This window comes from Pseudomonas sp. BF-R-19, assembly GCF_019956445.1.
Classification (GTDB): domain Bacteria; phylum Pseudomonadota; class Gammaproteobacteria; order Pseudomonadales; family Pseudomonadaceae; genus Aquipseudomonas; species Aquipseudomonas fluorescens_BH.
Genome location: NZ_JAHBDN010000048.1, coordinates 117128 through 138816, shown reverse-complemented (window position 1 = coordinate 138816; position 21689 = coordinate 117128). Strand labels below are relative to the sequence as shown.

General features: G+C 63.2%; 19 protein-coding genes. 4 read left to right on the top strand and 15 right to left on the bottom strand.

The genetic code is table 11. The annotated features are described in order from the left end of the window. The first annotated feature begins 66 nt into the window (after positions 1-66). Both KGB28_RS12370 and KGB28_RS12365 read left to right on the top strand, forming a co-directional pair. Positions 67-1473, top strand: a complete 1407-nt coding sequence (locus KGB28_RS12370) for an adenosylmethionine--8-amino-7-oxononanoate transaminase (protein WP_223445407.1) — start codon at positions 67-69, stop codon at positions 1471-1473. Between the two features lie 151 nt (positions 1474-1624). Continuing rightward, positions 1625-2344 carry a 16S rRNA (uracil(1498)-N(3))-methyltransferase gene (locus KGB28_RS12365; protein WP_223445405.1) on the top strand — a complete coding sequence of 240 codons (720 nt, stop codon included), beginning with the start codon at positions 1625-1627 and terminating at the stop codon, positions 2342-2344. A gap of 106 nt (positions 2345-2450) precedes the next feature. On the opposite strand, the gene KGB28_RS12360 is transcribed toward KGB28_RS12365, so the two are convergent. Genes KGB28_RS12360 through KGB28_RS12350 form a run of 3 tightly spaced genes read right to left on the bottom strand, consistent with a single transcriptional unit; the run spans position 2451 to position 5005 of the window. Beyond that, on the bottom strand, positions 2451-3353 hold the full coding sequence (locus tag KGB28_RS12360; protein WP_223445403.1) for a transporter substrate-binding domain-containing protein: 903 nt from the start codon (positions 3351-3353) through the stop codon (positions 2451-2453). A gap of 32 nt (positions 3354-3385) precedes the next feature. After that, positions 3386-3736 carry a RidA family protein gene (locus tag KGB28_RS12355; protein ID WP_150755117.1) on the bottom strand — a complete coding sequence of 117 codons (351 nt, stop codon included), beginning with the start codon at positions 3734-3736 and terminating at the stop codon, positions 3386-3388. A 27-nt stretch (positions 3737-3763) separates the two neighbouring features. Further along, entirely contained in the window at positions 3764-5005 is a 1242-nt protein-coding gene (locus tag KGB28_RS12350; RefSeq protein WP_223445401.1) for a D-amino acid dehydrogenase, read from the bottom strand. A gap of 109 nt (positions 5006-5114) precedes the next feature. On the opposite strand from KGB28_RS12350, the gene KGB28_RS12345 reads away from it, so the two are divergent. Beyond that, entirely contained in the window at positions 5115-6032 is a 918-nt protein-coding gene (locus KGB28_RS12345) for a LysR family transcriptional regulator (protein ID WP_223445399.1), read from the top strand. Here the strand turns inward: KGB28_RS12345 and trhA are convergent. Beyond that, positions 6029-6646 (bottom strand): PAQR family membrane homeostasis protein TrhA, encoded by a 618-nt coding sequence (gene trhA / locus KGB28_RS12340; protein WP_223445397.1) that lies wholly within the window; start codon positions 6644-6646, stop codon positions 6029-6031. The genes KGB28_RS12345 and trhA overlap by 4 nt on opposite strands. Positions 6647-6777: 131 nt before the next feature. Here trhA and KGB28_RS12335 point away from each other — a divergent pair, with 131 nt between their 5' ends. Further along, on the top strand, positions 6778-7692 hold the full coding sequence (locus KGB28_RS12335; protein ID WP_223445395.1) for a LysR substrate-binding domain-containing protein: 915 nt from the start codon (positions 6778-6780) through the stop codon (positions 7690-7692). A gap of 112 nt (positions 7693-7804) precedes the next feature. Here KGB28_RS12335 and madM read toward each other — a convergent pair whose 3' ends face one another. From madM to KGB28_RS12280, 11 genes are all read right to left on the bottom strand, one after another. Then, entirely contained in the window at positions 7805-8569 is a 765-nt protein-coding gene (madM, locus tag KGB28_RS12330; protein ID WP_223445393.1) for a malonate transporter subunit MadM, read from the bottom strand. Position 8570: 1 nt separating this feature from the next. Then, on the bottom strand, positions 8571-8987 hold the full coding sequence (gene madL / locus KGB28_RS12325) for a malonate transporter subunit MadL (RefSeq protein WP_223445382.1): 417 nt from the start codon (positions 8985-8987) through the stop codon (positions 8571-8573). A gap of 65 nt (positions 8988-9052) precedes the next feature. After that, positions 9053-9964, bottom strand: a complete 912-nt coding sequence (mdcH, locus tag KGB28_RS12320) for a malonate decarboxylase subunit epsilon (RefSeq protein ID WP_223445379.1) — start codon at positions 9962-9964, stop codon at positions 9053-9055. Further along, positions 9961-10581, bottom strand: coding sequence for a malonate decarboxylase holo-ACP synthase (locus tag KGB28_RS12315; protein ID WP_223445377.1), 621 nt, complete (start codon positions 10579-10581; stop codon positions 9961-9963). The genes mdcH and KGB28_RS12315 overlap by 4 nt, the downstream gene beginning before the upstream one ends. Continuing rightward, on the bottom strand, positions 10575-11378 hold the full coding sequence (gene mdcE, locus KGB28_RS12310) for a biotin-independent malonate decarboxylase subunit gamma (protein ID WP_223445375.1): 804 nt from the start codon (positions 11376-11378) through the stop codon (positions 10575-10577). The genes KGB28_RS12315 and mdcE overlap by 7 nt, the downstream gene beginning before the upstream one ends. Beyond that, positions 11375-12226, bottom strand: coding sequence for a biotin-independent malonate decarboxylase subunit beta (locus KGB28_RS12305; RefSeq protein WP_223445373.1), 852 nt, complete (start codon positions 12224-12226; stop codon positions 11375-11377). Before KGB28_RS12305 ends, mdcE begins: the two co-directional genes overlap by 4 nt. After that, complete coding sequence (locus KGB28_RS12300) at positions 12219-12518, bottom strand: malonate decarboxylase subunit delta (protein ID WP_007975424.1); 300 nt, start codon at positions 12516-12518, stop codon at positions 12219-12221. The genes KGB28_RS12305 and KGB28_RS12300 overlap by 8 nt, the downstream gene beginning before the upstream one ends. Then, positions 12518-13408, bottom strand: coding sequence for a triphosphoribosyl-dephospho-CoA synthase (locus tag KGB28_RS12295; protein WP_223445371.1), 891 nt, complete (start codon positions 13406-13408; stop codon positions 12518-12520). The genes KGB28_RS12300 and KGB28_RS12295 overlap by 1 nt, the downstream gene beginning before the upstream one ends. Beyond that, positions 13408-15078, bottom strand: a complete 1671-nt coding sequence (gene mdcA / locus KGB28_RS12290) for a malonate decarboxylase subunit alpha (protein WP_223445369.1) — start codon at positions 15076-15078, stop codon at positions 13408-13410. The genes KGB28_RS12295 and mdcA overlap by 1 nt, the downstream gene beginning before the upstream one ends. Before the next feature lie 232 nt (positions 15079-15310). After that, positions 15311-15772, bottom strand: coding sequence for a chemotaxis protein CheW (locus KGB28_RS12285; protein ID WP_223445367.1), 462 nt, complete (start codon positions 15770-15772; stop codon positions 15311-15313). Further along, positions 15765-21671: an Hpt domain-containing protein gene (locus KGB28_RS12280; protein WP_223445365.1), complete on the bottom strand. Its 5907-nt coding sequence runs from the start codon at positions 21669-21671 to the stop codon at positions 15765-15767. Before KGB28_RS12280 ends, KGB28_RS12285 begins: the two co-directional genes overlap by 8 nt. Between the last annotated feature and the right edge of the window lie 18 nt (positions 21672-21689).

The following is a 21689-nucleotide window of genomic DNA, read 5'->3' as shown; positions in this document are numbered from 1 at the left end:
CGCATTGCATAGGCTTGCGCGATTGTTTGTCCGCGCTGGTCACGGACCGTCTCCAGGAGAGTGAAAATGGGCCTGAATAATCAGTGGATGCAACGCGATCTCGCCGTGTTGTGGCATCCCTGCACCCAGATGAAAGATCACGAACAACTGCCGCTGATCCCGATCAAGCGCGGGGAAGGCGTGTGGCTGGAAGACTTCGAAGGCAAACGCTACCTCGATGCGGTCAGCTCCTGGTGGGTCAACGTGTTCGGTCACGCCAACCCGCGGATCAACCAGCGCATCAAGGACCAGGTCGACCAGCTCGAACATGTGATCCTTGCCGGCTTCAGTCATCAGCCGGTGATCGAGTTGTCCGAGCGCCTGGTGAAGATGACGCCGGAAGGCCTGACCCGGTGCTTCTACGCCGATAACGGCTCGTCCTGCATCGAAGTCGCGCTGAAAATGAGCTTTCACTACTGGCTCAATCGCGGTGCGCCTGCCAAGAAGCGCTTCGTCACCCTGACCAACAGCTACCACGGCGAAACCATGGCGGCGATGTCGGTGGGCGACGTGCCGCTGTTCACCGAGACCTACAAAGCGCTGTTGATGGACACCATCAAGGTGCCGAGCCCTGACTGCTACCTGCGCCCCGAGGGCATGAGCTGGGAAGAGCACTCGCGCAACATGTTCGCGGCCATGGAGCAGACCCTGGCCGAAAACCACGACACGGTCGCGGCAGTGATCGTCGAGCCGCTGATCCAGGGCGCCGGCGGCATGCGCATGTACCACCCGGTGTACCTCAAGCTGCTGCGAGAAGCTTGCGACCGCTACGGCGTGCACCTGATCCACGACGAAATCGCCGTCGGCTTCGGCCGTACCGGGACGATGTTCGCCTGCGAACAGGCCGGCATCCGCCCTGATTTCCTGTGCCTGTCCAAGGCCCTGACCGGCGGCTATCTGCCGCTGGCGGCGTGCATGACCACCGACGAGGTCTACAGCGCGTTCTACGACGACTATCCGACCCTGCGCGCCTTCCTGCACTCCCACAGCTACACCGGCAACCCGCTGGCGTGCGCGGCGGCCCTGGCGACCCTGGATATTTTCGAGGAAGACAACGTCATAGAGAACAACAAGGCCCTGGCCCAGCGCATGGCTTCGTCGACGGCGCACCTGGTCGATCACCCGAACGTGTCAGAAGTGCGCCAGACCGGCATGGTGCTGGCCATCGAGATGGTCAAGGACAAGGCCAGCAAGGAAGCTTACCCATGGCAGGAACGTCGTGGCCTGAAGGTGTTCCAGCACGCTCTGGAGCGCGGTGCTTTACTGCGCCCATTGGGCAGCGTGGTGTACTTCCTGCCGCCGTATGTGATCACCCCGGAGCAGATCGACTTCCTTGCCGAAGTGGCCAGCGAAGGGATCGACATTGCAACCCGTGACAGCGTCAGCGTGGCAGTGCCGAAGGACTTCCACCCGGGGTTCCGTGATCCGGGTTGATTTGATTTATTCAACATTTGTGGTGCCTGGACTGCCGCTTTCGCGAGCAAGCCCGCTCCCACAGGGAAATGCATTCCAATGTGGGAGCGGGCTTGCTCGCGAATGAAGTCGACACCGATTCATCTGATTCACATCTTTCCCGAGAACCAAAATGAGACTCTCCCGCTTCTTTATCGACGCCCCCCTGAGCATCGGCGAGCACGAGTTGCCCGAAGCCCAGGCCCATTACATCAGCCGCGTGCTGCGCATGGCCGAGGGCGATGCGTTGCAGTTGTTCGACGGCTCGGGCCAGGAGTTTCGCGCCGCACTGGTCGAAGTCGGCAAAAAACGCGTGGTGGTGCAGATCGATGAAAGCTTCGCCGGGCAGGTTGAATCGTCGCTGCAAATCCATCTCGGCCAGGGCCTGTCCCGGGGCGAGCGCATGGACTGGGCGATCCAGAAAGCCACGGAACTGGGCGTCACTGAAATCACCCCGATCTTCACCGAGCGCTGCGAAGTCCGGCTCAAGGACGAGCGCGCCGACAAACGCCTGCTGCACTGGCGCCAGGTGGCGATCAGTGCTTGCGAACAATGCGGGCGCTCGCGAGTGCCGGTGATTCATCCGCCGCTGTTGCTGACTGACTGGCTGAAGCAAACACAAGCCGAGTTGAAGCTGGTGCTGCATCCGGTGGCTGAGCCGTTGGTGAGCCATGCCAAACCTTCAAGCCTGGCATTCCTGATCGGTCCGGAGGGTGGTTTGTCCGATGCCGAAGTCGATCAGGCCAAGGCCAGCGGCTTCCACGCCGCCCGCCTCGGTCCACGGGTGCTGCGCACCGAAACCGCGCCGGTTGTTGCACTGGCGGTGGCCCAGCAACTCTGGGGTGACTTCTAGTGCCTCTTCGCGAGCAAGTCGGATCGCCGCACCGCCGCTCCCACAGGGGAATGCGTTCCAATGTGGGAGCGGGCTTGCTCGCGAAGGCAGCGCCTCGGTCTGCACACTACTGCACCGGATCACTCACCGGTTTGGCAATGATCGCCTTGAGTTCGCTGGTCATCGGGAACTCAAGGTTCAAACCCTTCGGCGGGATCGGCTGCTCGAACCAGCGCTTGTAGATGCCATTGATCTCGCCCGAACTGTACAGATCCGCCAACGCGCCGTTGACCAGCGCCAGGAACTGCGGATCGTCCTTGCGCACCATGCAGCTGTAGATCTCCCGCGATTGCTCCTCCCCGACCACCACCCACTTGTGCGGGTCATTGGCCTTGGCGCGCTCGCCGTAGAGCAGCGCGTCGTCCATGTAGAACGCCACCGCCCGGCCCGATTGCAGCATCTGGAAGGCTTCGCCGTGGTCCTTGGCGCTGATCACGAACATGTCGATCTTGTGATCGACGTTGTAGCTTTTCAGGAAGCGCTCGTTGGTGGTGCCAGCGGTGGTCACCACGTTCTTGCCGCGCAGGTCGGCGAAGCTCTTGATCCCGCTGTCCTTCGCGGTCAGCAACTGGCCTTTGACGTAGATGAAGCCATAGGAGAACGCCACCTGTTTCTGCCGTTCGGCGGTCACGCCGGTGGAGCCGCACTCCAGATCCACGGTGCCGTTCTGCACCAGTGGAATGCGGGTTTGCGAGGTCACCAGGTTGTACTTCACCTTCAAGTCCGGCAGCGCCAGTTGCTGCTGGATGCGCTCGACGATCTTGCCCGCCAGATCCACCGAGTAACCCATCGGCTTGCCGCTGTGATCGCCCACGTAGGAGAACGGCACCGAAGCATCGCGATAGCCCAGGGTGATGCTGTTGGCGCTGGCTATCTTGCTCAGGGTGCCGGTCAGCGGCACTTCATTGGCCTGAACCTGACTGCCAAGCAACAGGCCAAGCGTACAAGCGAGCAACGTGATTTTTTGCATTGTTATTCTCCGTTGTTGTGGGTGTTGGTTTATCAGACGCGTGCAGCGATGACGGTGATTTCCACCAGCACCTGCGGGCGGGCCAGTTCGGCCTGCACAGTGGTGCGGCTCGGTGCCTGCCCCGGCGATAGCCAGGCCGACCAGACCTCGTTCATCGCGGCGAAATCCTCGGTGATGTTCTTCAGGTAAATGGTCGCACTGAGCAGATGATCCTTGTCGCTGCCCGCCTCGGCCAGCAAGGTATCGATTTTCGCCAGCACTTCGTGGGTCTGGCCGCTGGCATCCCGGGCATCGCCCGGCACCTGCCCGGAGAGAAACACCAGGTCGCCAAAGGTCACGGCGCCAGACAGGCGCGGGTTGCTGTGCAGTCGGGTAATGGTCATTGCAGTGTCCTCTTCAGAAATCGGTGTTCAGACGGCCCGGTGGTTGAAACCACGCAGGTCAATGGAAGGCCGGCGCTCGCCGATCAGCTCACTGAGCAAGCGCCCGCTGCCGCAGGCCAGGGTGAAACCCAGCGCGCCGTGGCCGAGGTTGAGCCACAGGTTGCGATACGCCGTCGCGCCCAGCAACGGCACGCCGCTGGGGGTGGCCGGGCGCATGCCGGCCCACTCGACGGCTTCGTCATAGGCGCCGGCATTTGGAAAGGTGTCATGGGCCTGACGCTTGATCAGCGCCAGGCGCTTGGGGTCCAGCGCAGGGTCGAAGCCGACGATGTCGACCATCGCCGCCACTCGCAATTGCTTGCCGATGCGGGCATAGACGATCTTGCGGTCGTAGTCGGTGATGCTCATGTCCGGCGCCCGGTGACCGGCACCGATCGGCACGGTCAGGCTGTAGCCCTTGAGCGGATAGAGCGGCAGTTGCAGCCCGGGAAGCGCCAACAGCGGACTGCGGTGACCGGCGGCGATCACCAGTTGTTCGACCGGCAGCACGTGTTCGCCCAGTTCGATGGCATTGACACTGCCGTTGCTGTGGCGGATGCCGGTCACCGCTTGTCCGAGACGAAACTCGCAACGGCCGGACGCTTGCAGCCGGGCGGCCAGTTGCTGGCAAAAGCCGTGGCAGTCGCCGACCTCTTCGTCCGGGGTGTAGATCGCCCCGACAAAGGGCGCATCGAGCAGCGCCGGTTCCAGTTGCACGCATTCGGCCGGCGACAACACCTGCTGTTGCTGGGGATCGGCCAGGCCCTGGCGCGCATGCTCGAAGCTGTTGTTCTGGCGGAAAGTCACCAGTTTGCCATTGCGCCGCCACTGGAATCCCGCCAATCCATCGTCCTCGCGCCAGGACTTCAACGTGTCCTGGCTGAACAGCGCCAGACGCAGCAAGTGCGCGGCGTTCTCGCGGTTGACCGAGCGGCGGCAGGCGCCGAGGAACGACGCCATCCAGCGCCACTGGGCCGGGTCGAAGCGCGGGCGCAGCTTCAGCGGTGAGTCGCCGCGCAGCATCCAGCCGATAGCTTGCCAAGGCACACCGGCGTCGGCCAGGGGCGCGACATAGCGATAGGACAACTGGCCGCCGTTGGCGAAGCTGGTTTCGCTGCCCAGCGAGCCCCGCGCCTCGACCACCGTCACTTCGAAGCCGTCGCGCACCAGCGCATAAGCCGTTGCCAGGCCAATCACGCCGCCACCGATGATGCACACACGCTGAGCCATGTCCGTCCTTAAAACCGTTGTGAAGACGAGGCCAAGGTTAGAACCTGGTGACAGACCTTGAACAATGCATAAAGATGGCAAACCCATAAACAAAGGTTATGGACTTGCCATGCGCCTTCGCCATATCGAGATTTTCCAGGCCATCCGCCAGACCGGTTCGATCAGCGCTGCCGCGCAATTGCTGCACGTCTCGCAGCCGGCGGTGAGCAAGGTGTTGCAGCACGCCGAGCAACAATTGGGTTTTCCGCTGTTCCTGCGGGTGCGCGGCAAGTTGCAGGCGACGCCGGAAGCGCTGGAACTGGAGCGCGAAGTGGACAAGGTCAGCGAAAGCCTGCAAGGCGTGCGACGCCTGGCGCAGAGCCTGCGCCGCGAGCCTGGCCACAGCCTGCGCATCGGTGCCACCCCGGCGCTGGCCCTGTCATTGCTGCCGCCGGCCATTCACGAATGGACCGGGCGTTACCCGGACATCGTTTGCGAACTCTCCAGCGCCCACAGTCGCGAACTGGTGCAGAACCTGTTGATGCGTGAAGTGGATGTCGCCCTGACCCTGCAACGCCCGGATCACCCGGGGCTCAAGGCCCAGGCGCTGGCGTCCAGCGTGCTGGTGGCGCTGGCGCCGAGTGGTTACTGGCCTCAGGAAGAGGCAGGTAAACCGTTGCCGCTGATGGCGCTGGCGGATGCGCCGCTGATCGGTTTATCCAGCGCTGATCCGCTGGCCGCGCGACTCGACAGTTACCTGGAAGCGGTCGAACCGCCGCCCCGGGTACGCATCGCCGTGCAAACCTACTCACTGGCACGGGCGATGGTGGAATCCGGCGCGGGCCTGGCGGTGATCGATCCGTTCACCGCCCTTGGCGCCTCTTGCGCCAGCACAACCATCCGCCCTCTGGCACCGCCGCTACCCATCATCCTGTACGCAGTGACCCGCGCCGCCGAACCACCGCCCCACACCTTGAACGACCTGTTGCAGGTGTTCAGCCGTCGAGCCCGGGAGCAGCTGGATCGCCTGGTCCCGGTACAGCCTTAAAGGACATAAAAGAAAATCGCCACAAAGTGCAGCAAACTCCCGGCGATCACGAACAGATGCCAGATCCCGTGGGCATGGCGCAGGCGATGATCGAGGGCAAAAAAGATAATCCCCACCGTGTACAGCACCCCGCCCGATGCCAGCCACGCAAACCCGGCGGGGCCCAGCGCTGCGAGCAGCGGCTTGACCGCCACCAGCACGATCCAGCCCATCACCGCATAAATCACGATCGACAGAATGCGTGCTTCCGAACGCGGCTTGATCTCTTGCAGGATGCCGATCAGCGCCAGGCCCCAGACAATCCCGAACAACGTCCAGCCCCACGGCCCGCGCAGGGTCACCAAGCAGAACGGCGTGTAGCTGCCGGCGATCAACAGGTAGATCGAAAAGTGATCGACCTTCTGCATGATCGCTTTCTTGCGCCCGCGCACGCTGTGGTACACGGTCGATGCGCTGTATAGCACTAGCAAGGTAAGGGCGTAGATCGCCATGCTGACAATCTTCCACGGGCTGCCGTCGAGGCTGGCCAGCACAATCAGCCACACCCCGCCGACAAACGCCGCCACGGCCCCGACCAGATGCGTCCAGGCGTTCAGTCTTTCCCCGTGATACATGCGTTGCTCACCTCGAATTTCATTGTCGCAGAGCGCAAGGCTCAGGCTTGAAGCGTAAAAGCGCAATGTTTCTGTACGACGGGCCCGGCGTAATTGGGCACAATCGAATCATTCCAAAAAGAGTCCGCCCCATGCTGATCGATGAAGAGTTGACCCTGAAAAAACTCGAGGTGTTCCTGGCTTTCATGCGCACCGGCAACCTGGCGCGGGCCGCTGCCGAATTACAGACCAGCAACGTCAGCGTGCATCGGGCGATCCATTCCCTGGAAAGCGCCCTGCGCTGCCCGTTGTTCAAGCACGAAGGCCGCAGCCTGACGCCGCTGGAAAGCGCTTATGTGCTGGAAGAGCGGGCGCAGAAGTTGATTCAGGACGTGGTTGAAAGCGTGCGCCTGACTCGCGAAGCCGCCGGTTTCTCCGCCGAGCGCTTCAAGTTGGGTTCACTCTATTCGCTGACAGTGAAGACCGTGCCGCAGTTGATCATGGGCCTGAAGATCCGCCGCAGCGAGCTGAACATCGACCTGATACTGGGCTCCAATATCGACCTGCTCTACAAGCTCAAGAACATGGAAGTCGATGCGGCCCTGGTGTCGCTGGACGACACCGTCAACGATCCGGATTGCGAGCAGATCCCGCTGTTTTCCGACGACATCTTCCTCGCCACGCCCGCCGATTCGAAGTTTGCCCAGCGAACCGAAGTCGACCTGGCCGAGGTCCGCGACGAAACCTTCATCACCCTGACCCAGGGCTTCGCCACCCATCAGGACGGCAAGCGGGTATTCGAGCAGGCAGGGTTCGAGCCGAAGGTGGCGATGCAGGTCAACGACATCTTCACCCTGCTGAGCATGGTCAGTTCGGGCGTAGGTTATGCGTTGCTGCCGGGGCGGATTGCGGCGGTGTACGAGAACCGGGTGAAGCTGATCCCGTTGCAGGAAAAGTACCGCTTGCAGCAGCACATTGGCCTGGTGTTCCTGAAGGCCAAGGAGCGTGATCCGAATCTGCTGGCGTTGCTGGCGGAGTGTCGGATGTATGCCAATCGGCAGGTCTGAAACCGCGTCGCCTGCATCGCGGGCAAGCCACGCTCCCACAGGAACTGCGCTATCCCTGTGGGAGCGAGCTTGCTCGCGATGACGTCGGTACAGTCAGCGAAGATCCCGAGACTTACCCAACAATCCCGCGAACAATGAAGTACAACAGCGAAGGCCCCAACAAGCAGCCAAGCCCGGTGTGGAACGTCGCGGTCAACGCGCCATAAGGCACCAGACGCCGATCCGTCGCCGCCAAGCCAGCGGTCACACCGCTCACGGTGCCGGCCAGCCCGCCGAACACCATCGCCGAACGCGGGTTATCCAGGCCCATCCAGCGCGCCGCCATCGGCGTGCCGACCATCACCAGAATCGCCTTGATCAGGCCGGTAGCAATCGACAGCGCCATCACATCCGAAGTCGCACCGATTGCCGCACCGGTCACCGGCCCGACGATGTAAGTCACCGCACCGGCGCCAATGGTGGTCATGCTCACCGCATCGCGATAACCGAAGGCCCAGGCCATGCATGCGCCGACAATGAACGGCAGCACCGTGCCCAACAGCAGCGCGATCACGCCAATCAAACCGGCCTTTCTCGCTTCCGTGGCTTGTACCTCGAATGCCGTGGCGACGATGGCGAAGTCCCGCAGCATGGCGCCGCCCATCAACCCGATGCCGGAAAACAGCGTCAAGTCCGCCAGGCCTTTTTGCCCGCCAGTCATCGTGCCGCCGACCCAGGCCAGCACCAGGCCGATGACGATGGCAATCGCCGAGCCGTGGATACGCCCGAAGGTCAGGCGTTTGGAGATCAGCACTGACACCCACATGATCACGCCGACAAAGGCGAATGCGGTGACCAGACCGTTGTGTTCCAGACCGTTCTTGATGAGATCCCACATATCAGCGACCTCCTGCCGGTGCGCCAACCAACGTTACATCCACCGGTTCATCGGGCAAGGGTTCGCCTTTGTGGGTCCGGCTGATCAGGGCAATGGTGCAGCCGCAGATCACCACCGAACCGATCGCCGCCAACACCGCCACCGGACCACCGTGCAGCGCCGTGACCACGTTTTGTTGCGCCGCCATCGCCACCACCACCGGAATGTACATCGCGCCCCAGAAGGCGACGCCCAGCTCGCAATCCTTGGTCATGCCACCACGCCTGTGCATCCACAACCGTGCGCATATCAGCAGGATCATCGCGATCCCGACACCGCCGACGTTTGACTTCACTCCCAGCAACACACCGAGCATGTCACCCATGATCACCCCTGCCAGCGTACAGATCGCCAACAGCGCCACACCGTAAATAATCATTGTTGTAGTCCTCAAAGTGCATTTCGAATGTTGTTTTTGTTGTTCGAAGCCTTAAGTCGGGTGATTTAAAAGTGGCGACTTCCCTCCTCACGCATCAGCGCCTGCAAGGTATCGAGCCGGGAACCGTCGAAGGCAATCACGGTGCCCTGCTCGAACACCCGGCGCGCCAGCCCGGTCAACACCGCACCGGGCGGCAGTTCGATCTGTAGACGTACGCCGCGCTCGTAGGCGCTTTGTACCGTGCCGCGCCAATCGACGATGCGGCACATGTTGAAGGCCAGGTCGTCACGCAAGGCTTCAGGCTTGATCAGCGGGCGTGCACGACTGCCGCTCAGGTAACCCATCTTCGGGGTTTGCAGCGGTACTTTGGCGAAGGCTTCGGCCAACCGTTGCGCGGGTGCCTCAAGCAATGGGCAGTGGGACGGCACGCTCACTGCCAGACGCTTGGCCAGGCCAACCCCGCAACCTTTCGCCAACTCGGCCACCGCTTTCATCGCCGCGTCGCTACCGGCAATCACCACCTGGTTATCGGCGTTGATATTGGCCAGATAAACCGGCATTTCTGCGCTGTGCACCCGGGCCAGCAATCCTTCCACTGTGGCCAGGTCCAGACCGATGATCGCGGTCATACCGTAGCCCTGTGGATAAGCCTGCTGCATCAATTCACCGCGCAGGCTGACCAGATGCAACGCATCGCTGAAACCCAGGGCGCCAGCCACCACCGCAGCCGGATAAGCACCGATCGACAAGCCGGCCACATAATCCGGGGCCATGGCCAGTTGACGTGAAGCGGCGACACCGGCGATCAGCAGGCAAAGCTGAACCGCCCTTGTCGACTGCAACGCCTCGGCAGAATCCAGCTGCGTCACATCTTCACCGAGCAGGTCGCTCGCCTCGTTCAACGTTTCCCGAGGCAAACGCGCCAGCATCCCGGGTTGTTGCGCGCCCTGGCCGGGGAACACCAGCAAGCTACTCATGCTGCTTGCTCCTGTGGATTCCACGGATCAGTGACCAGGTTGGCCTGAGTGGCACTTTTCAACAGGACCCGCGACGAAGCACCGGCCCATTCGCGCAAGGCAACGGCACCCGACGGTGTCTGCAATTGCAGGTCCACGCGGCACACGGCGGCATCAAGAACGGCTACCAACGCCTGGGCGTCGACACGACTCAACGGACGCGGAGTACGCAGGATCAGGTCGAGGTCGCTGCCTTCGTGCAAAGCGGCAAACCCACTGGCCAACTCGAACCCGGCGCTGCCGCTGACACCCCAGACCCAACCACTGTCATCGAGGTGCGAGCGCAGTTGCGCCAAGGCCCGCAGCGCCGGAAAATCGCGCTGGCCTTGAACATGGCAGAGCTCTTCCGGCCGCACCCGCCGCGTGACGGCAGCGACTGCCATCACCGCTGCAAATCGCTGTTCGCGCAGCGGCCCGCGCACGCCCACCGCCACCTGCCCCGCCGCGCTCAAGGCACGACGGACCACCACCGGCTGGCCGGCACTGATCGACTCGATCACCCAGGCAGGCGCATCCGCAGGCAACTGCTGCGGGGTCATGCCCCACAGCAGGTCGTGAGCCATTAGCGTGCTCACCACTGCGCTCTCAGCAATTGGCGAACCTTGCTCGACGCCGCCCGATTGGCTGCCCCCAGGCGACAGCTCAGATCAGGGCCAACGGCGGCCACATCGCCAATCGCCTGATGCAGGCACTCGGTCACCCGCGCCAGATCCGCCGCCGTCGGCTGCTCGATCTGTTCCACCGACAAGGTTTCCCACAACAGCCCGAGGCTGGCGTAGCTGTCGATGTCATAGGCCATCGGCGGCACGCTGGCAGCCAGGGCTTCGAGCTCTTCGACGCTGCGCAAGGTCACCCGGGCCGCCGACGCCTTGCCCATGGCATGCACCATCACCCCCGGATCGCGCAGGGCGAGCAAGCGGTTGGCCTGATAGCCGTGGGCCAGAAATGCCCCGGACATTGCCTTGCCCACCAGCAAACCGATCACCGCATGCCCGGCCAGACGGGCACGGGCATAACTGCCCGCCGCAGCGGCCAGCGCCTGATGAATACCGAGGGCTTCCTCACGTCGACCGTAAGCCTGGCTCGGCACGTCGACGATGGCGATCAGGGCGCGTTTGTGTGCCTTGTTCTGATCGGCGGCGATGACTTCATCCACGGCCTTGGCCAGGCCCCAGCCTTCGAGCAAACCCACCTCGCCGTTGCGTGCACGGACGAAGCGGTTTTCCGGATCGGCCACCACCGCGATGAAACGCACAGGCTGATCGCCCAGCGAACCGTCCGCGACCTTCAGCGAAGCCGGCAAACCTTCGACCGCTTTCGCCCCGGCACTCAAGGCTTTGAACCAGTTCAAGCCTCGCAGGGAATACGAACTCATGGGCGTTCTCCTTGGTACAGATCGCGAACCACAGACGGCTCGATTTGCGGTTCGGCATCCAGACGCGCCAACCGTTGCAGGAACAGTTCGGCCTGTTGACTACGTGGTTGCGCCGGCAATCCTTGCTGGAGTAACTCGCCCACTTGCTGGCGAATCTGCGCCACGTCGTCGGCAACATAGCGATCCACCAGGCCACTGGCGAAACGCTGCTCGCCACCGGTCAAGCTCCAGATGAAGGGCCGGTCGCGGGAGTCGTACTCCTCGAGTCCGGCTTCCTGCTCGATCACCAGCGGACCGTTCAGGCCCAGTCGCGCCTCCTGGGTCACCAACAGATAGCTGCACAACCCGGCGGCAATCGACATGCCGCCAAAGCAACCGACGCTGCCCGCCACCACACCGACCACGGGTTGGTACTGCTGCAAATCGACAATCGCCGCGTGGATGTCGGCAATGGCCGCCAGGCCGAGGTTGGCTTCCTGCAAGCGCACGCCGCCGGTTTCCAGCAGCAGCACGGCGCGGGTCGGGATGCCGTTGCGGTTATCTTCGGCGGCCAGTTCCAGTGCGCCGGCAATTTTTGCTCCGCCGACTTCACCGAGGCTGCCGCCCTGGAACGCACCTTCGATGGCCGCGATCACCACCGGCAAACCATCGAGATTGCCCTTGGCGATCACCACGCCGTCGTCGGCTTGCGGCACCACGCCCTGGCGCGACAGCCACGGCGACATGATCCGTTGAAAGGGGTCGAGCAGTTCGCGGAAGGTGCCGGCGTCGAGCAGGGCCTTGGCCCGTTGCCGGGCACCGAGTTCGACGAAGCTGTGTTTGTTGAGCAGGGATGCGCTGTCAGTCATGGCCGATCTCCTCGAAGCCCTGTTCCAGACGCAGGCGCACCACGCCGGGGGTCGCGCCGAAATCGTGGATATCGATATCCATGGCCGGTGGCGTCTGGCCGTCGAACATCCGTGCGAACAGATGCTGCCAGCGTTGTTCGCTGCCATTGACCGAGGTCTGCACATTGATCGTCAGCTTGCCGGCCTGACCCGGTTCGATCAGCACTTCCAGATCACCCGAGCCGACACAGCCCACCAGAGTGCGACCGCGTGGCGGCTGCCCGGCGGGGAATTCAAAAGATAAGGTTTCCATCAAAACACTTCCCTTCTTGAATGGCAGAGGATGAGGCCGTCGCCAGACGCGATGCGGTCGATGAACAGGCAGGCGGCGAGCAGGTCGGCAGCGCCGCCGGGCGAGGCATTCAACGCGGTGAGTTGTTGGTCCAGCTCATACAGGCGGCGACGCCCACCGAGGCTGGCACTGCCACCGGCATCGAGCACCGCCCGGGCGCCCAGTTGCATGGTGTTCAGGCCTTCTTCACCGGCGCGGTAAAGCACGCAGGTGTCGGCCAGATTGGTCATGATCGCCAACAGCGCATCGAGCCGGGCGTTCTGTTCGCCATGACCAGCGGCGCGGCTACGCAGCAGTTGTGGCAGAGCACGTTGGGTCACCGCCGGAAAACCCAGTTGCGCTTCTTCACGGGCACCGCGAGCGCCGTAGCGTTGGGCCACTTGCGCACCGTGACTGAACGGACGTGGAGCAAAACGGTCGTCGAGCAGGGCCAGCCGCGCAGCCCGTAACGCCACGCTATTGGCGTTGCAAGATTGAGGCTCCAGCGCAGCGGCAGTGATCAACAAGCCCAAGGCCCAGATCGCCCCGCGATGAGTGTTCACCCCGCCGGTGGTGTCGAGCATCGCCTGCTCGCCTTTGCGACCGATGCGGCCCACGGCTTCGCGCAGGGGCAAGCCGATTTCGCCTAACTCGATGGCGGCTTCCGCCATTTCTTTAAAGGCCGGCCACAAGGACAGCGCCGAGGCGTGCATCAGCCCCAGGTGCAAATCGGTGTGGGCGCCATTGCCGCGACGATCGACCAGTGCCGGTTTTGGCGACAGATCAGCCTCATCGATCAGTGCGTCCACCGCCAGGTCCGCCAGCCGTTCGGCCAGGCTCAGGCTTTTTGCTTGCAGGTTAAGTGCGTGCATTACCAGCTCCTGAACTTGGCGGGCGGGTTGTAGAGGCCACCGGACCACTCCACCAGATCGGCCACGCTTTTCGCCGCGAGCAATTCGCGAGTGGCATCGGTGCGGCGGATGCCGAGGTCTTCGGGCAAGGCGATCAGGCCTTCGCGGCGCATCCGCGCGGTGTCTTTGGGGTTGTGGCGCAGGCCGATGGCGGTCACCCCGGCGACGGCGGCGATCATCGCCTGGCGTTCTTCCAGCGAGCGCGCCTTGTACAGGTAGGCAATGCCTTCTTCGGTCAACAGGTGGGTCACGTCGTCGCCGTAGACCATGATCGGCGCCAGTGGCATGCCGCTTTTCTTCGCCACATCGACCGCATCGAGGGTTTCCACGAAAGTCGGTTTGCCGCCCTCCTGGAAGGTTTCGACCATCTGCACCACGAGCTTCTTGCCACGTTCGAGCATCGGCTCGGCCACATCGGTATTACGCATGTCGAGCCAGGCCGGCGTGCCGTGGCGACGACCGCGCGGGTCGTGGCCCATGTTCGGTGCCCCGCCGAAACCGGTCAGGCGTCCGCGCGTCACGGTGGAAGAATGACCGTCGCCATCGACTTGCAAAGTCGCGCCGATAAACAGGTCCACGGCGTATTGCCCGGCCAGCTGGCTGAACATCCGATTGGAACGCAGGGAGCCGTCGCGCCCGGTAAAGAACACATCCGGACGCGCCGCAATGTAGTTTTCCATCCCCAGTTCGGTGCCGAAGCAATGCACGCTTTCGACCCAGCCACTTTCGATGGCGGGAATCAGGGTCGGATGCGGGTTGAGGGTCCAATTGCGGCAGATCTTGCCTTTGAGGCCGAGAGACTCGCCATAGGTCGGCAGGATCAGTTCGATGGCAGCGGTATTGAAACCGATGCCGTGGTTGAGGGATTGCACGTTGTGTTTTTCGTAGATGCCGCGGATCGCCATCATCGCCATCAGCACGTGCACGGGCTTGATGTGCCGAGGGTCGCGGGTGAACAGCGGTTCGATATAGAACGGCTTGTCGGCCACCACAACGAAGTCGACCCAGGAGGCGGGAATGTCTACCCGCGGCAGGTCGCTGACGTCGTCCACCAACTGGTTGACCTGGACGATGACGATGCCGTCGCTGAAGGCCGCCGGTTCGATCAGCGCCGGGGTGTCTTCGGTGCTCGGCCCGGTGTAGATGTTGCCGGCGCGGTCTGCCATGAACCCGGCCGAAAGCACGACGTTGGGAATCAGGTCCACCACCAGCCGTGCGTAGAGTTCGATGTAGGTGTGGATCGCGCCGACTTCCAGCAGGCCGTCTTCGAGCAACTGGCTGATGCGCAGGCTTTGGGTGCCGGCGAAGGAGAAGTCGAGCTTGCGGGCGATGCCGCGTTCGAACAGGTCCAGGTGCTCGGAGCGTCCGACGCTGGGCATGATCATGTGCAAGTCATGCAGCTTCGCGGGGTCGGCCTTGGCCAGGGAGCGCGAAAGGAAATCCGCCTGCTTCTGGTTGTTGCCTTCGAGCACAACGCGGTCGCCGGGCAGGATCAGCGCTTCAAGCGCCGCGACGATGTTGTCGGTGGGCAACACCACACCGTCGGCAAGACCTCGCACCAGCTCGAGGCGCCGCTGCTTTTCGCTGCGCCGCCGCGTCCATCGCGAGTCGGGGGATATTGTTGTTGTCATGACCACTCCACGGGTTCGCTGTCGTGGAGCTACCTTAGGAGTGTTGGGCGTAGCGTATCAATCAAGCAGAGTGGTGGATCGTTACGCTCAGGTTAATGATCGAGATCTGCGTCGTTCATGCTGGCCTCTTCGCGAGCAAGCCCGCTCCCACAGGGTTTTGTGTTCACCACAGATCAACTGTGGGAGCGGGCTTGCTCGCGAAGGCGTCAGTCAGATCACCGCTGAATCGGGATCAGTTGATTAACCCGGCATCCACTAACAATTCCTCCAGCGCCAACAGATCCGGCACCTTGGCCACCAGCTCGCCCACCTGCACCGCTGCCTGCTCCAGCGAACACAACGGCACATCCACGTAACTCAACTGACTATCGAGCTTGCAGGAGCGCGGAATCCCCTGCACCAGCAGCGCGATGAACTTCAGCTCGGGGCGCCCGCCGAGGGCGTTGAGAATGACGATCCGCGCGCGTTCGCCAATGACGATTTTCTGCGCGCATGCCGACTCGAAACTCAGCAGCGGAATCTGCCGGTCGCGCCACTTCACCAGGCCCAGGTACCACGGCGGTGTGTCGAGGTCGAACGTCCCCGGCGGCTGGTAATCGATCAGCTCGGCAACGGCGACGTTGGGCAGGATCAGGTTGCGGTCGACCAACGGCAGCAGCAGGCCGGTGAGGTTACTGGTGCGGTGCTCAAGCATGGGTCTTGCTCCACAAGGCGATGCTTTCGAGCAGCACCGATTCCTGGTACGGCTTGCCCAGGTAGTCGTTGACGCCGATGGCCATGGCGCGGTCGCGGTGTTTCTGGCCGGTGCGGGAGGTGATCATGATGATCGGCAGGTGTTGCAGGCGTTCGTCGTTGCGCACTTGGGTCGCGACTTCGAAGCCATCCATGCGCGGCATCTCGATGTCCAGCAGCATCAGGTCGGGCATGTGCTCCTCCAGCAGCAGCATCGCATCGACCCCGTCCTTGGCGGTCAGCACGTTCATGCCGTGCCGTTCGAGCAAGCGGCTGGTGACCTTGCGCACGGTGACCGAGTCGTCGACCACCATCACCAGCAGCGGGCGCTGCGGTTCGGCCTCGATCTCTTGCCCCGCCGGACGCTGGGGTACACGGGCCTGCATGGCGCGGATCGGCGCCAGCAAATCCAGAATCAGCACCACCCGGCCGTCCCCGAGAATCGTCGCCCCGGACACCCCTTGCACCGCCGCAAACTGCGGCCCCAGGCTCTTGACCACGATTTCGCGAGTGCCGGCCATGGCGTCCACCAGCACCGCGATGTGCCGTTCGTTGCACTGCACCAGCAACACCGGCAATGGCAGGCTCTGGCCCAACAGCTTCGGGCGCGGGCTGGTTTTCAGCAGCTCACCCAGGTAGCACAACTCGTAACGTTGTCCGGCGTATTCGTAGGTCGGCGAATCGAAACGGAAATACCCTTCGAGTTCATTGGGCAGGACCCGCACGATACCGTCGATGGTATTGAGCGGGATCGCGTATTGGTCCTCACCGCACTGCACCATCAACGCCCGGTTGACCGATACGGTAAACGGCAGGCGAATGCGGAAATGCACACCCTGCCCGGGCACCGAGTCGATGCTCATGGTGCCGCCCAGTTGCCGCACCTCTTCGTGCACCACGTCCATGCCGACGCCGCGCCCGGAGATCTGGGTGATTTTTTCGGCGGTGGAAAACCCCGGTTGCAGGATGAACTGCAACACGTCGTGATCGCTGATGACGCTGTCCGGGGCGAGCAGGCCGCGCTTGATCGCCTTGCGCCGCACCGCGTCCAGCGGCACACCGGCGCCGTCGTCGCGGATGTCGAAAATGATGTCGCCGCCTTCGCGCAGCAGATCGAGGGTGATCTTGCCCTTGGCCGGTTTCCCCGCCGCCAGCCGCACGTCGACGGACTCCAGGCCATGGTCGACGGCGTTGCGCAGCATGTGCTCCAGCGGCGCGGCCATGCGTTCGAGAACGTTGCGGTCCATCTCGCCTTCGGCGTTGTCGACGATGAAATCCACGTCTTTGCCCAGTTCACTGGACACCTGCCGGACGATGCGCTGCAAACGCGGGAGCATGCGCTCGAACGGCACCATGCGCGTGCGCATCAGGCCTTCCTGCAATTCGGTGTTGATGCGGCCCTGCTGTTGCAGCAGGTTTTCCGTGTCCTGATTGCGTCGCTCGAGGGTTTCCTTGAGGTCGAGCAAGTCAGAGGCCGATTCGAACAGCGCCCGGGACAACTGCTGCAACTGTGAGTGGCGGTCCATTTCCAGCGGGTCGAACTCCTCGTAGCCCAGGCGTTCGGCGTCGACTTGCTGGCGGCTGAGGATCCGCCCCTGGGTCTCGGTGTCGAGGCGGCGCAACTGATCGCGCATCCGCTCGATGGTGGTCTCCATCTCATTCAGGGCGATGTGCGCATCGTTGACCTGCTGTTCGATCCGGCCACGGAAGATCGAGGTTTCACCGGCCAGGTTGACCAGGTCGTCGAGCAGCTCCGCCGAGACCTTGACCATGTCTGCGCTGGCATCGGACGGCGGCGCCAGCGGCTCGGCCTTGGGAGTGACCGGTGTCGCAACCTGCGCGGGTGTTTCCGGCACGACCGGGTGGCTGAAGTTCTTGATCGCATCGATCAAACGGTCGGCCGGCGGCATCGGCTCACCGGCGCGGGCCGCATCGAGCATCTGCGCCAGGCGGTCATGGCTGCGCTGCAACAGCGCGAACAACGGCTCCGTCGGTTGCAGCACGCCGGTGGACAGGCCTTCGTAGAGGAACTCCAGTTCATGGGCCAGATCGCCAATCGCGGCGATTTCCACCATGCGCGCGCCACCCTTGAGGGTGTGCAGGTCGCGCAGCAGGGTTTCCACTTCCTGACGACTCGAAGGCTGGGCCTGCCAGCGCTCCAGCGCCGCCCCGGAGCTTTCGATGATGTCGAAACCTTCCTCGAGGAAGATCTCCAGCAATTCCGGATCGTGCGCAGCCGAGTCGTTGTCGGTTGCCTGCCGGGCCGCCTCGGCGACACCCGCATGCCCTTGGCGGTAGGCACGAATGGCTTCGATCAGCTCACGGGAATCGTCCAGCGGCTGGTTGAGCTGCAACTGTTCGAGGTACAACGCCAGTCGCTCATGGCTCTGTTGCAGCAGCAGCGCCAGTGAATCGCTGAAGGCATAACGACGGTCCACCAGGCCCTGGTAAAGGCATTCCAGTTCATGGGCCAGATCGCCGACCGGCCCGACCTCGGCCATGCGCGCGCCGCCTTCGAGAGTATGTATATCCCGTTGCAGGGACGACAGCGGCGCGGCGTTGTCCGAGTCGCGCAACCAGCGCTGCAAGGCCTGACCGGCGCTTTCGAGGATATCCACCGCTTCTTCAAGGAAGATCGCAACGATTTCATCGTCCAGCCCTGACGCCGCCGCACTCTGCTCAAGCTCGGCGGTGGCCGTGCCCAATTCGCGGATGCTCAGACTGCGGCTGCCATCGCTGCGGATCAGGCCCATGGCCGACGGATCAAGGCTCTCGTCGAGCAGCTCGCGCAAGGCCCTGATCCGTTGCGGCTGCGGGCTGACTTCCTGGCCGGCGGCCAGTTCGTCAAGCATGTTGATCAGCGCTTCGTGGGCACCCTGTGCTTCATGGAAAAACCGCTCGCTGACCGCCAGGCTGCTTTCTTCCACGGCACCGTAGAGATCGAGCAACGCTTCGCACAGCTCATCCACCTGGTGCAGGTCGGCCAGATGGGCGCCTTCGCCGAGGGTGGTCAATTCGTCCAGCAGCGCGCTGAGCTCCTGACGTTCGCCGGGGTGTTGCTGCCAGCGCTGCAGCAGGCTTTCGGCGTCCAGCAGGATGTCCATGCCCTGGGCGAGGAAGTTGTTGATCAGTTGCGGATCGCGCTTGATCCGCAACCCGGTGTTCGGCGTGCTCAGGAGGTTTTCCAGGCGCTCGGCCAGCAGCGCCCTGGCGCGCTCGGTCAAACCCCGGGCACCAGGAATTTCCGCCAGCGGATCTGTCTTGAGCTGGCGCAAGCCGAGGCGAAACAGTCCTTGCGCTTCCAGCAGCAATTCGACTTCGTCCAGATCCAGCGCGATCAGGTGCGCCTTGTATTCCCGGGCCAGTTGATCCAGCGGCGCGGCCAGTTCGGCAATCGGCAATACACCGGCCATGGAGGCACTGCCCTTGAGGGTGTGCAAGGCGCGCTGCAATTCGTCGCTGGCCTGCAACGGCACATGTTCGGCGGCCTGATCAAGGAAGCGATTGAGGCTGCCCAAGTGGGTTTCGGCCTCTTTGCGGAAGATCTCCAGCAACAGCGGGTCGAGGGCCGCGACATCTTGCGTATCCTCATCGAACACCGGCTCATCGCCCTTGGCCAGGGCGTGGGCACGGGCGACCAACTGATCGACATCGTTGCGCTGACGCTGGGCATTGGCGGCGTATTCGGCCACCAGCTCCGGCAGCAGGTGCAACACATCGCCGATCAGTTGCTGCACCGTAGCGCCCGGCTCCACGCTGTTTTCCAGTACACGGTTGAGCAGGTTTTCCACGGCCCAGGCCAGCTCGCCCAGCACCAGGGCGCGCACCATCCGGCCACTGCCCTTGAGGGTATGGAAGGCGCGGCGCAACTCACTCAGGGCCGAGCGGTTGTCAGGGTTGGCCGACCAGCGCGGCAAGTACTCGCGCAGGATGTCCAGGACTTCGTCGGTTTCTTCGAGGAACACTTCGCGCAGCTCCTCGTCCACCGGTTCTTCGCCTGCGGGCGGCGGCAGCAGGCTGCCCGGGATGCTCAGCGCGGGCGGGTTCAGCGTCGAAACCGGGCTGGCGAGCACATCGGCCAGGGTCTGGACGATCTGTGGATCATCCAGCTCCTGCATCATCTGCATGACCTGCGCTTCGCTCGGGTTGAGCACATCATCAAGCACGGGCACATGCTGCTCACTGGGGAAAAACCCGAGGCTCGCCAGGCTTTTTTCCGCGACATCGAGCAGGTTTTCGCCCTGCGTTTGCGGGTCATCATTGAGGCGCTCGAGGTAGTACTCGATGCTGGTGATCACGTCGGCCAGGCGGTCCAGTTCCTGCCAGCCCGGCTGACCCGGCTCGAGCAACAGGTGCTCGCGGATAAAGTGATTGCAGGTTTCGACCAGGCTCGCCACCCGGCTCAGCGGGATCATCGCCAGCGCACCGCGCACCTGGGTCAGCAAGGCCGGCAGCGCCTGCAAATGCTGGCGGTCCCAATCGGCGTCGATGTAATCGACGATCATGTCCTTGGCCTGCAGCAAACAGATGCGGGCCTCCTTGATCACGATCTGATGGATCTGCGTCAGATCGGTCGTCGGCAGGCGGTTGTCGTCCTGGCTCTCCGGCTCCACGGTTCCGACCATGCCGGCTAGCGTCGCTTCGACGTACAACAAGGCCCCGGCAACGTCCATGAGGATCGCATCGTTGGGTTCGCGCTGGCCCTGGGCGAGGCTGAGTACCACCGCCAATTGATCGATGATCACCTTGCGCGGCTGGCCGAACCCCAGCACCGCCAAGGTGTCGGCGATTTGCCGCAGCGGCGCCAGCAGGCTGTCGAGATCGGAGGTGTGCTGGCGGTCACTGCGCACGAACAAATCCAGGCGCTCCTTGACCCGCACCAGCTCTTCGCACAGCGCAGCCAGCACCGAGCGCATGGCGTCACGGTCAGGCCCGGCCAGCCGCGCGCGTTCTTCATCGACCATGGCGCTGTCGGGCAGCGCGTCGTCCAGTGAGTAGCGTTCTTTCATGGTCAGCATCTGCCCGGTGGGTTGTTCGGCCTTGGCAATGTAGAACAGCAAACTCTTGAGCAGCTCCGGCGGGGCCGGTTGATTGATGCCGGACATGCCTTGTTCGAGCAGGCGCTTGAGTTCCTTGTCGGCCTCCTTGAACAGGCTGCGCAAGGCCGGGCTGTTGGCGATCGCACCGCCCTGCATGCCTTCGACGAGCGCCGATGCCACCTGCCATAAGGGGCTCAGGGGTGCGCTGGCGCAGAGTGCTTCGAGGTGGGTGAAGACCTTGGCCAGGTAATCGAGGGTGGTGTCGTGGTCCTGTTCACGCAGGAATCCGACCAGCGCCATTTGCAGCATCTGCCGCAGCTTGCGCAGCACACCGGGCAATTCGGCCGGTTCCAGCTGCGCCAGCGTTTCTGCGTCCAGCGCCGGCAACTCGGGCAATTGCGGGCTGAACAGGCTGGTTTCCGACAGCAGGCTTTCGCCACGGGCGCTGCGCAGGTCGTTGATCAGTGGCAACACCACCAGTGGCAAGTCGCGGCGCGCGCCTTGCACCCGGTCGAGGTAGATCGGCAGCTGCCCGAGGGCCTGCATCAACAGGTGCAACGCCTCGTCGCGATGGCTGACACGGTTGCCCTGCAAGGCCATGGCCAGTTGTTCCATTTCTTCGGCGAGCAACGCCGCGCCGTAGAACTCGACCATCTGCAAACTGCCGTGGACCTGATGGATGCATGCCAGGCAATCATCCAGCGCATGCGTCGCCTGCGGGTCATCGAGCACGGTTTCGATCGCGTGATGAGCCTGTTTCAGCGTTTCGGCAATCTCGCCCTTGACCCACTCGAGGGCCACATAGTCGTGCCGATCACCCATAACCACTCCAATCACCAT

Coding starts and splice junctions, on each gene's coding strand:
- KGB28_RS12355 (WP_150755117.1), bottom strand. CDS start 3,736: ATGACCATTACCCGACTGCACAGCAACCCGCGCCTGTCTGGCGCCGTG.
- madM (WP_223445393.1), bottom strand. CDS start 8,569: ATGTGGGATCTCATCAAGAACGGTCTGGAACACAACGGTCTGGTCACC.
- KGB28_RS12280 (WP_223445365.1), bottom strand. CDS start 21,671: ATGGGTGATCGGCACGACTATGTGGCCCTCGAGTGGGTCAAGGGCGAG.
- KGB28_RS12370 (WP_223445407.1), top strand. CDS start 67: ATGGGCCTGAATAATCAGTGGATGCAACGCGATCTCGCCGTGTTGTGG.
- KGB28_RS12365 (WP_223445405.1), top strand. CDS start 1,625: ATGAGACTCTCCCGCTTCTTTATCGACGCCCCCCTGAGCATCGGCGAG.
- KGB28_RS12360 (WP_223445403.1), bottom strand. CDS start 3,353: ATGCAAAAAATCACGTTGCTCGCTTGTACGCTTGGCCTGTTGCTTGGC.
- KGB28_RS12300 (WP_007975424.1), bottom strand. CDS start 12,518: ATGGAAACCTTATCTTTTGAATTCCCCGCCGGGCAGCCGCCACGCGGT.
- madL (WP_223445382.1), bottom strand. CDS start 8,987: ATGATTATTTACGGTGTGGCGCTGTTGGCGATCTGTACGCTGGCAGGG.
- mdcE (WP_223445375.1), bottom strand. CDS start 11,378: ATGAGTTCGTATTCCCTGCGAGGCTTGAACTGGTTCAAAGCCTTGAGT.
- KGB28_RS12295 (WP_223445371.1), bottom strand. CDS start 13,408: ATGCACGCACTTAACCTGCAAGCAAAAAGCCTGAGCCTGGCCGAACGG.
- mdcA (WP_223445369.1), bottom strand. CDS start 15,078: ATGACAACAACAATATCCCCCGACTCGCGATGGACGCGGCGGCGCAGC.
- KGB28_RS12345 (WP_223445399.1), top strand. CDS start 5,115: ATGCGCCTTCGCCATATCGAGATTTTCCAGGCCATCCGCCAGACCGGT.
- KGB28_RS12350 (WP_223445401.1), bottom strand. CDS start 5,005: ATGGCTCAGCGTGTGTGCATCATCGGTGGCGGCGTGATTGGCCTGGCA.
- KGB28_RS12305 (WP_223445373.1), bottom strand. CDS start 12,226: ATGACTGACAGCGCATCCCTGCTCAACAAACACAGCTTCGTCGAACTC.
- trhA (WP_223445397.1), bottom strand. CDS start 6,646: ATGTATCACGGGGAAAGACTGAACGCCTGGACGCATCTGGTCGGGGCC.
- KGB28_RS12285 (WP_223445367.1), bottom strand. CDS start 15,772: ATGCTTGAGCACCGCACCAGTAACCTCACCGGCCTGCTGCTGCCGTTG.
- mdcH (WP_223445379.1), bottom strand. CDS start 9,964: ATGAGTAGCTTGCTGGTGTTCCCCGGCCAGGGCGCGCAACAACCCGGG.
- KGB28_RS12335 (WP_223445395.1), top strand. CDS start 6,778: ATGCTGATCGATGAAGAGTTGACCCTGAAAAAACTCGAGGTGTTCCTG.